The organism is Longimonas sp., assembly GCF_046498435.1.
Lineage (GTDB): Bacteria > Bacteroidota > Rhodothermia > Rhodothermales > Salinibacteraceae > Longimonas.
The window spans coordinates 25,769-37,820 of record NZ_JAWOAR010000207.1; the positions used below are offsets into that span (position 1 = coordinate 25,769).

Sequence of the window (12,052 nt, forward strand, 5' to 3'; positions counted from 1 at the left end):
GGTAGCATGAGTGCGGAATCTCTTCCCCAACGGGGCGTGTTAACTACGGACGGTGCGGATACATGCCCGCATTTCTTCTGCTCTCTTTTGCTGGCTGGACGTATTCTACATGACAACCTTCTCTGATACCGCCTGGTGGAAACGCCCAGTTTCTTGGGCCCTGCTTGTCGGCCTGCTGATTGTAGGCGGCGTGTTGATGATTCCACAAGACGGCACCAGCAGTACTGCCGACGAAGACGAGCAGGCCGACGAGCAACAGGAAGCCTCTGCGTTGCAAGCCGACGGCGTGGTCGTAGAGCCGACCCGCATGGCCGAACAAATCCGCGCCACCGGAACGCTGCGTGCCGACGAATCGGTGGACCTGGCGATAGAAACATCGGGGCGTGTCAGCACGCTATCGATGCCTGAGGGTGGCACCGTAGAGGCGGGTGAGCTGCTGCTGTCTGTGAGCAATGACGACCTGCACGCCGAACAACGCCGCCTGCAATCCCAACTCACCCTGGCGGAAGCACGCGAGGCGCGGCAGGCACGCCTGCTTGAAGAGGGCGGCGTAAGTCAAGAAACCTACGACGCCACCCAGAGCGACGTCGAAGTGCTCCAAGCCGACCTGGATCAGATTGAGGCTCGCATCGCCAAAACCGAGATCCGCGCTCCGTTTGCCGGACAGCTGGGCCTCCGCTATGTGAGCGAAGGCAGTTACATCTCGCCCGACACGCGCATTGCGACGTTGCAGCGCATTGATCCCATCAAAATCGACTTTTCGGTGCCCGAGAAGTATGCCGGTCGGGTGGAAGCAGGGCAACCCATTACGTTTTCGGTGCGGAACAGCAATGCGGATCACACCGCCGAGGTGATTGCCACTGAGCCCCGTGTCGACAACGACACACGGTCGCTTCGTGTGCGCGCTCGCTCAGGCAACGGTGTAGGCGAACTGCGCCCCGGCACCTTTGCGGACCTGACGCTAACCATCGGTGCTGTCGACGAGGCGCTTGTGATTCCTAACTTTGCGCTTGTGCCCAATCTGGGTGTGCAACGCGTGTTTGTGTACCGAGACGGCAGCGCTCAGCCGCAAGAGGTCACCATTGGGCGGCGCACCAGCGAGATGGTGGAGATCACCGAGGGCCTGGCGCCCGGCGACACCGTCATCACTTCCAACATTCAGGAGCTGCGTCCCGGTCGCTCCGTCGAGCTCACCACCATCGATACGACCGATGACCTCGACACCGAAACCGAGGTAGTGGTGCCCTCCGACGAGTAGTTTCATCGCGCCGCGTTTCTATCGTTTGCTGTACAGGTTAGACTTTCCATGGCCCTCTACTCGCTAAGCATTGAACGCCCGGTCCTGTCTACCGTTATGGCGACGCTGATCGTCATTTTTGGGGCCATCGGCTTTTTCTTCCTGGGCGTGCGCGAATACCCCTCGGTAAACCCGCCGGTTATTAGCGTATCCACCAACTACACCGGCGCTAACGCCGACGTCATCGACTCGCAGATCACCGAGCCACTTGAAGAGCAGATCAACGGCATTGAAGGGATTCGGACGCTCACCTCGGTCAGCCGCGAGGGCCGCTCTACCGTCACGGTTGAGTTCGAACTGGGGGCCGACTTAGAACGCGCCGCCAACGATGTGCGCGATCGCGTATCACGGGCCCAGGGGCAGCTTCCGCCCGATGTAGACCCGCCCACCGTGTCGAAGTCCGATGCGGATGCACAGCCAATTGTCTTCTTGAACATCAGCAGCGACTACCGGAATCTGCTGGAGATGACCGAGCTGGCCGACAACCGCTTTAAGGAGCGGCTGCAAACGATTGAGGGCGTCAGCCGCGTCGACATCTGGGGCTCGAAAGAGTACTCGATGCGCCTCTGGATCGACCCGCAGCAGCTGGCCGCGTATCAGCTTACGCCGCAAGACATCCGCACCGCGCTGGGCCGCTCGAACGTGGAGTTGCCCTCCGGACGCATCGAGGGCGAGAACATTGAACTCACGGTGCGCACGCAGAGCCGCCTGGAGACGGAAGAAGACTTCAATCAGCTCATCCTGAAGCAGTCGCCCGAGGGCGAGATTGTGCGGCTCGAAGATGTGGGCCGCGCCGAAATTGGTCCTCAAAACGAACGCACCCTGCTCCGCCGCGATGGCACCTCTATGGTGGGCGTTGTGCTGCGTCCACTTGCCGGCGCCAACTACATCGACATTGTCGACGAGTTCTACGACCGCGTTGACGAAATCGAAGCCGACCTGCCCGACGACATCGAACTGGGCATCGGGTTCGACACCACCACGCAGATCCGCCAGAGCATTGCCGAGGTGCAGCAGACCATCTTTATCGCGCTGCTGCTGGTGTTTCTGGTCATCTTTGGCTTCCTGCGCGACTGGCGCTCCACGATCATCCCTCTGCTGGTGATTCCCGTCGCGCTCATTGGGTCGTTCTTCGTCATGTACATCGCTGGCTTCTCCATCAACGTGCTTACGCTGCTGGCGATGGTGCTGGCCATTGGCCTGGTCGTTGACGATGCGATTGTGGTGCTGGAGAATATCTACGCCAAGCTCGAGGAGGGCCACGAGCCCATTCAGGCTGGCATCATCGGCACGCGCGAGATCTTCTTCGCTGTCATTGCAACCTCCATATCGCTCGTGGTGGTCTTTCTGCCCATCATCTTCCTGGGCGGCCTCACCGGGCAGCTCTTTCAGGAGTTTGGGCTGGTCATTGCCGGCGCCGTAGCTATCTCCTCGTTTGTGGCGCTTACCTTTACCCCCATGATCTCCACGCGCCTCCTGAAAAAGCGCGAGGAGCAGCCCTGGTTCTACCAAAAAACAGAACCGTTCTTTGAGTGGCTGAATGAGCAGTATCGTAGCTCCCTCGAATCCTTCATGAAGCGCCGCTGGACCGCCTTCGGCGTCATTGCAGTCTGTGCTGTCATCATTGGCGGACTCTATAGCGTACTCCCTGAGGAGCTGGCCCCGCTCGAAGATCGAAGCAGCTTGCGCCTCTTCTCGCAAGCACGCGAGGGCGCCACGTACGAGTACATGGATGCCTACATCATGAGCCTCTACGAAACGGTTCGTGAGGAAGTCCCTGAAACCGAAGCCGTCATCACCGTCACCTCGCCCGGATTCGGAGCATCCAGTTCGGTCAACAGTGGGTTCATGCGCCTGCAACTGGTCGAGCCCGATGAGCGCGACCGCAGCCAAGACGAAATCGCGGATGCGCTCACAGAAGCGGTCGGCCAGATGGAGGGGGCTCGTACGTTTGTGACCCAGGAGCAGACCATCGAAGTGGGATCTCAGGGCGGACAGCCCATCCAGTATGTGCTGCAAGCGCCAAATCTGGAGGCCCTCGAAGAAACCCTCCCCGAGTTCCTGGAACGCGCCCGGCAGTCGGATGCCTTCACCTTTCTGGATGCCAACCTGAAGTTCAACAAGCCCGAAATCGATGTGCAGATCGACCGGGAGCGCGCCGACAACATCGGGGTCTCGGCCCTCGATGTAGCCGAAACCCTGCAACTGTCGCTCAGCGAGCAGCGCGTGGGCTTCTTCACGCGCGACGGCAAACAGCGCGATGTCATTGCCCAGGTAGACCGCGCCGACCGCAACGAGCCGTCTGACTTGCTCAATCTCTACGTCCGCTCCAACAGCGGCGAGCCGGTGCTGCTCGACAACGTCGTAACCATCGAAGAGCAGGCCAACCCGCCACAACTGTTTCGCTTCAACCGCTTCCAGTCGGCTACCATCGAGGGACAACTGGCCGATGGATACAGCATTGCCGACGGCATCAGCGAGCTGGATACGATAGCGGATGAGGTCCTCGGCCCGTCGTTCTCCACCGCCCTCGACGGCCAGTCCCGCGACTTTCAGGAGACCTCCAACCAGCTGCTCTACGTATTCGGCCTGGCGCTCCTGCTGATCTATCTGGTGCTGGCGGCGCAGTTTGAGAGCTTTCGGGATCCGTTTACGATTCTGATTACGGTGCCCCTGGCGCTCACCGGTGCGCTTGCCTTCCTGTGGGTATTTGGGCAGTCGCTCAACATCTTCAGCCAAATTGGTATTGTGATGCTGGTCGGATTGGTGGCAAAGAACGGCATCCTGATTGTTGAGTTTGCCAACCAGCGCCGCGCGGCAGGCCTTGACATCGATGAGGCCATCACCGAGGCCGCTGCTGTGCGCTTCCGGCCTATCCTTATGACAGCCTTCTCGACGATTCTGGGCGTGCTGCCCATTGCGCTGGCCGTAGGAGCCGGCGCCGAAAGCCGCATCCCCATGGGGCTCGTCGTAATTGGTGGGCTGATTGTGGGTACGTTCCTCTCGCTTTACGTCATTCCCGCCATGTACACCTACCTCACCAGTTCCAAGGTAACGAAGAGCGTAGCCGTTCCTGTGGGCAACAGCACCACAGGCAACGGCGCGATGGATGATGGAACGGCGGGTGACGGAACGGCGGATGATGGAACGGCGGGTGACGGGAGTGGCTCGGCGTCGCTTCCGAACCGCCCCGACCCTGCCGCTTCTGGCGACGACACCTCGGCCTAATCAATAGATGCAACGGCGGGGGCTGTCTCCCGCAGTGCTCCGTTGTTCATCGTGCAATCTTTCCTCTTGCGACCCTTTGCTTCTGCGTATGCTCCTTCGGTGCTGCCTCCTTCTTACGTGCCTGCTAACCGGGCTCAGTCCTGCTGCTCTTGCCCAAACCGATGACCTTGTGCCGCTGCGCACGGTGCTGCAAGAGACACTCCGCAACAACCCCGATGTACAAACAGCGGAAAACGACGCCGATATTGCCGATCGCAATGCTTCGGTTGGCAACGCGGGGTTTTTGCCTGAACTGTCGGTGCAGGCCCGCTACAACGAAACCATTAGCGATACCGAACAACAGTTTCAGGGGCAAGACCCGCAAGAGATCAACGGGGCCCGCACCACCAACAGCGGAGCCGATGCCGAACTGTCGTGGCGCGTGTTCGATGGACTGGGGCGCTTTGCCACGCTCAACCGCCTGCGGGCCGAACGCAATGCCGAACGCCAGCGGGCCCGGGCCACCACCGAACAACTCCTCACCGATGCCGCTCTGGCGTACTACACCGTGGTGCGTGCCCAACGCCAGCGCGACGTGTTCGAAGAAACCGTCGCCGTCTCCGAAGAACGCGTTCGTATCGTAGAACTGCGTAACGAGGTCGGCAGCGCCTCCGACCTGGAGGTCCGCCAGGCACGCGTCGACCTAAATGCCGACCGATCGGCCCTTTTGCGGCAGGAGGCAGCTCTTGAATCCGCCAAAGCCGAACTGAACCGCGTACGGGGACGCCGCACCACCGCCACCGATTTCGCGGTCGCCGAGAGCATCGACATAGACGAAACCCTTGCCGCCGAGACCGTACAGGAAGCGATTCAGCAAGCCAACCCGGTCTTCCAGCAAGCCCAAGCCGCCCTGCAGGCAGCCGAGCAAGAACAGCGCGCCTTACAAGCCAATCGCCTCCCCGCGCTCGATGCCACGCTTGGGTATGGCGTAAGCCGCACCGACTCAGAGAGCGGCTTCGTGCAGCAAAGCACCAACTACGACCTGACGTACGGCCTGTCGCTGCAATTTCCGCTGTTCACCGGGTTCGACCGGCGCCGCCAGCGCCAAAATGCGCAGGTGCGCATCCGCAATGCCGAACTCGCTGTCGAGGATGTCGAAAGCGAACTGCTCTCCACACTCACCCAAGCCTATGCCGAATATCAGAAGCGGCTGGAGGTGGTCGCGCTCGAAACCGACAACCTGGAGATGGCCCGCGCCAATGTCGAGGTCGCACTCGAACAGTTCGAGGTGGGCGACATCTCTTCCATCGAGTTGCGCGAAGTACAAGAGCAAGCCGTGCGGTCCGAGAGCGATCTGGTACGCGCACGCTTCAGCGCCAAGCAAGCCGAACTCACCCTCCGCGAACTGAGCGGCACAACACAGGCCGATCTGCTCAGCGAATAACCTGCATGCTCATAGAACCAGAAGCCCATGCGCCAAGCGCAACTTTGCCCTCACGCTCGTGTATCTGATTGGTGTATCTGATGATCGTGAAGATGCCGAATGCCCTCCAACATCAAAGCGGCTTCGGCATTGTTAATACCGATATGTATTCGCATACATTCTTGTTGACAGACTCTACTGACCTGTGGCTGAAGCAAAAAAAGGAGATACCGTCCACATTCACTACACGGGCCGCCTGCAAGATGGCACCGTCTTTGACAGCTCGCGCGAGCGAGAGCCCATCAGCTTTGAGCTGGGGGCACAGAAAGTGATTCCGGGCTTCGAGAAACTCGTAGAAGGCATGGAACCGGGCGACACCAAAACCGGCACCATCACGCCCGAAGATGGCTATGGCGAACGGCGCGACGACATGGTCATGGACGTAGACCGCGACTCGCTCCCCGACGAAATCGATCCGGAAGTCGGCCAGCAGCTGCAGATGCACACGGAGCAGGGCCAGGCCGTGCCGGTGCAGATCGCAAACGTGGAAGACGACCACATCACCGTCGACGCTAACCACCCGCTCGCTGGCCGCACGCTGGAGTTCGACGTGGAACTGATTGAAGTTGAAAGCGGCGACGGCGAAGCGGATGAGGGCGGCAATATCATCACGCCGTAACCCTGCGCCTCGTACGCAATAGACGCTGCGCACAATCTGCATTGTGCATGTAGCTGTTCGTTACGCCTGTGCTCTGAAAGGGGCACAGGCGTTTTCTTGTGGCGCCCGTTCTTTGCTTTGCTACCTCTCTGTCTTTCGGCAGGCCCCCGCTTTCTCACAAGTCACCCCAAATCCGGTTGTAGCATTGCGGCGAGGACGTACGCAGTTGCGGCTCACACATGTCATCTCGTCGCAAGGCTCCGTGACTTTTTGAGATTAATCACAGGACCTGGCCGTTCAGAGACACTACAAGCATGCGGAGTTGGTATCGCCCCATTAAATCATATCGCCCCATTAAATCATGATGCATAGACCGCAGTGTATCGATCGTGTTACCCCCTTCTTCAAAATGTGAAAGCCCTGTCTATCTCCCCCTCTATGCTGTTCGTACTATACGAAGCCCGAGCAACCCGCCGTTACAGCACTGTGTTCACACATACCCTCTACATACGACAGCCTCCTACACTATGAATCGCTTACTCTCTACCCTGACTGTTCTTCTACTATTTACGGTAGGGTTCGGCTGGTCTACCGCTACCGCCCAAGACATGGGCAATCCGCCCGAAAACGACGGCCCCACCGTTGTCGATGTGGCTATTGAGTCGGACGACTTCAACATTCTGGTTGAAGCACTCCAGGTTACCGGACTCGATGCAGCCCTGCAAGGCGAAGGCCCCTTTACCATCCTCGCACCTAACGATGAGGCCTTCGAAGCCCTCGGCGACGATCTGGAGCGCCTGATGGAAGAAGAAAACATCGAAGAGCTCGCTAACATCCTTTCCTATCATGTCGTTACGGCCGAAGCCTATGCCGAAGACATTGCGGAGATGACCGACGCTCCTACCGTTACCGGACAGTCCGTGGGCATCTCGGCTGAAGACGATGTCATTACGCTGAGCGGATCCAACAGCGCCGAGGTCGTGCAAGCTGACATTGAAGCTTCAAACGGCGTCATTCACGTCATTGATACCGTCCTCCTGCCACCTGGAGAATAACATAGCTGTTTGGGAGCATGCAAGGCTCACTGCCTCGCACGCTTAATTTACGCAGCGTCAAAGCGCCTGCTTCTTTACGGAAGCGGGCGTTTTTGCGTTGCAGCCCACCGCCCCATCCATTGGACATCGCAAACCGCCAGGCAATCTTCTATCCGATCTTGGACGAACGCAGGCTGATGCATCCCGTATAGACATGCTGCGCAGCGTCTCCATGGACGCAGCGTGCCGTCTGTCTCTTACACCTACCTGTCTGCTGCGTTATGGCGCGTCGCATCCAACTGTCATCCCCATCCCCCTCGTCGTCTGTGGACCCCGACCCTGAAGCCCAAGAGCGCATCTTGAGCGGGCTCAACGAAGACCAGCGCGCCGCCGTCACCGCAACCGACGGACCCGTCATGATTATTGCCGGGCCGGGCTCGGGCAAAACGCGCACGCTCACGCATCGCATTGCCTACCTGCTGGCCACCGGCAAGGCCACCCCCTACCAGATCATTGCACTCACGTTCACCAACAAGGCCGCCCGCGAGATGCGCGAGCGCGTGCAGCGCCTGGTGGGCGACAAAACGCGCGGCATGTGGGTGGGCACGTTTCATAGCTCGTTTGCCCGACTGCTGCGCCGCGATATCGACGCCATCGGCTACTCACAAGACTTCTCGATCTACGATACCGACGACAGCAAAAAGATCGTGAAGCAGCAGATGAACCGGCTGCAACTCAACACCGACGAGGTCAAGCCGCGCTCGGTGCAGCGCACCATCTCCAGCGCCAAAAACCAGATGGTCGGCCCCAGCGAGTATGAAAGCATGGCGCATGGCCGTCTGCAAGAAGCCACGGCCAAGGTGTATCCTGCCTACGAAGCCGCGCTGAAACGCGCCAACGCACTCGACTTCGACGACCTGCTGCTCAAACCGGTGCAGCTCTTCAACCAGGAGCCCGAGATTCTGCAGACGTATCAGCAGCGCTGGCAGTACGTGCACATCGACGAGTACCAGGACACAAACCACGTGCAGTATGTGCTGGCCAAACAACTGGCGGCGGGACACAAAAACCTGTGCGTGGTGGGCGACGATGCACAGAGCATCTACGCCTTTCGCGGCGCTGACATCAGCAATATCCTGTCGTTCGAGCGCGACTACCCCGACGCCACTACCGTGCGGCTGGAGCGCAACTACCGCTCCACCGAGAACATCCTGACGCTGGCAGACTCAATCATCGACCAGAACAAGGATCAGCTCGATAAGACGCTCTGGACCGACAAGGACGGCGGCGATAAGGTGCTGCTGACCGAGGCGCTCTCCGAGAAGGACGAAGCCAAGAAGGTGGAGCAGAAGATCCGCGACTTGCAGCTGCGCGAGGGACTGGAGTACAGCGACTTTGCGGTGCTCTACCGCACCAACGCGCAGAGCCGTGCGCTGGAGGAGGCGCTGCGCCGCGAGAACGTGCCGTATCGCATTATTGGCGGCACGTCGTTCTACCAGCGCAAGGAAATCAAGGATGTGCTCGCGTACCTGAAGCTGCTGGTGAATCCGAACGACCGGGCCAGCCTGGAGCGCGTCATCAACTACCCCACCCGCGGCATTGGCGCCAAAACACAGGAGCGTGTGCGCAACTACGCCTCTGAGAATAGCATGTCGATGTGGCAGGCGGTCGAACAGGTGGAGCAGATCGACACGCTTTCGACCCGCGCCAAAAACGCCGTGGGGCGCTTCCGCGCGCTCATTGCCAAGTACATGAGCAAGATCAACAGCGCTCCGGTAGACGACCTGACGCGCGATCTTATCCAGGAAGCTGGGATGCTGAGCGAGCTGCGCAAAGAGCACACCCGCGAAAACCTCCGCCGCTGGGAGAATGTGCAGGAGCTCGTAAACGGCATCGCGGAGTACACTGCCAGCGCCGACAACGCCACGCTCAGCACGTTCCTGCAAGAAGTTACACTACTCACCGACCTCGACGGCGACGACGACCCCAACAAGGTTACGCTCATGACGCTGCATGCCTCGAAGGGGCTGGAGTATCCGGTCGTGTTTATTACCGGACTCGAAGAGGGACTTTTCCCACTCGCTAAGGCAACGCAAGAGCGCACGGAGTTGGAAGAAGAGCGCCGCCTCTTCTACGTAGGCGCTACGCGGGCTGAGGAGCGCCTCTTCTTAAGCTGGGCGCGCAACCGGTATCGCTACGGCAGGCAAGAACACAACACGCGCAGCCGCTTCCTCGACGAAGTTGACGACAGCGTGGTGCAGACGGCAGGCGGTGGGCGTCTCCGCCAGAAGAAGAATCGCTTCTCGTCAAGCAGCAAGGGCAGCACCGAGAGCTACGACGACATGGATCCGCACTACTACCGGAAGAACCTGCGCAAGGGGTCCGGCTCGTCGAAGAAGGGCACGCGCCGCACCACGCGCACGGTATCCTCGAAAAGCAACTCATCGAGCGGGTCGTCGGGGCGCCGCGTGGTCTACGACGAAGGCGAAGGGCAGATTGTACCCGGTGTGCGCGTGCAGCACAGCACGTTTGGCGAGGGCAAGGTGCAATCCGTGGAAGGAAAAGGCGACCGCGCCACCGCTGTCGTGTTTTTTGGGGGCGATATTGGCAACAAGAAGCTGAAACTCAAATACGCCCGGCTACGCGTGGTGGGGTAGCCCGCCACAGGTTGCGTCAGAAGAGATACCAAGGCTCGTGCTACGCACCAATCGCGCTATGCCGGAACCAACACTTGGTGCACCATCAGATCGTCCAAAAGTGGCGCTGGGTATACCCAAATAAAGACAGCGCTGCGTCGTGCGCACTCGTAGCATGCAGGTGTTGACTTGACCGCCTTCTCCACCACCTGTGCGCCCCTATAGCGCCTGCTGCTATGACTCTTCGTTTTCTCTTTGTTGGACTGTTGGCCCTGCTTCTGGCGGGTCCTGCCGCTGCTCAAGGCACCTGTAGCGACTGCATAGGCGGAGGCAGCGACATTGCCGGGGCGCTCTTTCAGGGCAGTGCCAACGCCTGGGCCACGCCCGAGGCACGCACGCAACTCAACGAACGCGCTGCTGCGCTCAACACACTCTCAACCGACGCTGCCGTGTCCAGCAGCATGGCACCAGCTATAACTGATGCGTTCGCCGCTGCCCCCACCGCACGCGCCCTGCTGACGCAGACCAAGGCGCTGCCTGAACTCAAGGCCGACCTCCACAGCGAGTGGACCACGCGCGGCCTGCCCGCTGCCGAAACCGAGGCGCTCATCGATGCGCTCGCCGGACTTACCGCGCAGAACCGGGTGGAGCCCGAGGCCCTGCAAGCCAGTCTCGATGCCTACAACGCAGCCGTGGCGGCAGCCGCCCCAACGTTTGTGACTGACCCAGCGCCTTCATTTCTGGCCCTTCGGCACGCCTTGGCAGCCCTCACTCAGGCGGCCCCCTGACGGCTCTGCATCTGCATGAGCGCACCGGGCAAGCGCTTTCGTATCCCCCTAACGACTTCGTCTACTGCCTCACGACTTATCTTCTACACGAGCGGCAAACGCTACTCACTTTTATGCTTCTATACTGGTTTCTCTTTGGTGTGGGGTCTGTGCTGGGGGGTGCGGACCTTACACCATTTCTTTTGGATGCAACGGACCGCGCTGCTCCACAGGCGGCAGTCTACACCGCTGCTCCCGATACCACCGATGACACAGTGGCCGAGGCCCGAGAGGCGCTTGCACTGTCCGTACCCCGTGCTGCGTCCCCTCGCAACCTGCACCCGGTGCCCGGCATCACGCTGAACACGCCCACTGCGTTTGGGGCGCGCCTCGGACAGATCTACGGCGGGGTGCACTTTCAGCATCGCATTCGCTACGCCACCTGGCAAGACGGCGTGGCAAGCGGCGGCGCAGGGCTGGGCGATCCGCAGCGCTGGGTCGGACTCGACGTCACGCTCACGGTGCTCGATACCTACACCGATTTCGCTGAAGACCGAGCGCTAAGCTGGAAGTTGCACCGCCAGTTCGGATCGCGCTGGGCGGTCGCCCTCGGCCACGAAAACATGTGGCACACCGAGGGCACTGATGGTGGAAGCAGCCGCTACGCTGTCGTGTCGCACGTGCTGCGGCAGAATCACTGGCGCACCACGGCGTTCATTGTGAGCGCAGGCATCGGCAACGACCGCTTCTTGCCCGAACGCCAGTTTCAACAGCGCGACGACGGACTCAACACCTTTGGCAGCGTAGCCGCTCGGGTGCATCCGGCCATGCATGTGGTGGCGAATTGGACCGGCCAGGACCTGGCGCTCGGCCTCTCGGTAACGCCGTTTGAACGCGTGCCGCTGGTGTTTAGTCCGGCCCTGGTCGACCTCACCGGGCGTGCCGGCGACGGCGTGCGCTTCTCGGCCAGCCTAGGCATGGCCGTTACGCTGTGGTGACCCGGAGCCGACATGAATTAACTGACTGGCTG

The 12,052-nt window shown here is 60.3% G+C and carries 8 protein-coding genes; all 8 read left to right on the top strand.

All coding sequences use genetic code 11. The annotated features are described in order from the left end of the window. Positions 1 to 109: 109 nt before the first annotated feature. Positions 110 to 1,258, top strand: coding sequence for an efflux RND transporter periplasmic adaptor subunit (locus tag R6U20_RS07800; RefSeq protein WP_410337296.1), 1,149 nt, complete (start codon positions 110 to 112; stop codon positions 1,256 to 1,258). Positions 1,259 to 1,306: 48 nt separating this feature from the next. Further along, positions 1,307 to 4,525, top strand: coding sequence for an efflux RND transporter permease subunit (locus tag R6U20_RS07805; RefSeq protein WP_410337297.1), 3,219 nt, complete (start codon positions 1,307 to 1,309; stop codon positions 4,523 to 4,525). A gap of 88 nt (positions 4,526 to 4,613) precedes the next feature. Continuing rightward, entirely contained in the window at positions 4,614 to 5,948 is a 1,335-nt protein-coding gene (locus tag R6U20_RS07810) for a TolC family protein (protein WP_410337298.1), read from the top strand. Between the two features lie 184 nt (positions 5,949 to 6,132). Continuing rightward, complete coding sequence (locus R6U20_RS07815; protein WP_410337299.1) at positions 6,133 to 6,606, top strand: peptidylprolyl isomerase; 474 nt, start codon at positions 6,133 to 6,135, stop codon at positions 6,604 to 6,606. A gap of 506 nt (positions 6,607 to 7,112) precedes the next feature. After that, entirely contained in the window at positions 7,113 to 7,640 is a 528-nt protein-coding gene (locus tag R6U20_RS07820; protein WP_410337300.1) for a fasciclin domain-containing protein, read from the top strand. 260 nt (positions 7,641 to 7,900) lie between these two features. Then, positions 7,901 to 10,276, top strand: coding sequence for an ATP-dependent helicase (locus R6U20_RS07825; RefSeq protein WP_410337301.1), 2,376 nt, complete (start codon positions 7,901 to 7,903; stop codon positions 10,274 to 10,276). A gap of 215 nt (positions 10,277 to 10,491) precedes the next feature. After that, positions 10,492 to 11,043: a hypothetical protein gene (locus R6U20_RS07830; RefSeq protein WP_410337302.1), complete on the top strand. Its 552-nt coding sequence runs from the start codon at positions 10,492 to 10,494 to the stop codon at positions 11,041 to 11,043. Positions 11,044 to 11,156: 113 nt separating this feature from the next. Beyond that, the gene (locus R6U20_RS07835; RefSeq protein ID WP_410337303.1) at positions 11,157 to 12,020 is read left to right on the top strand and encodes a hypothetical protein; all 864 of its coding nucleotides are present in this window, start codon (positions 11,157 to 11,159) and stop codon (positions 12,018 to 12,020) included. Positions 12,021 to 12,052 lie beyond the last annotated feature (32 nt).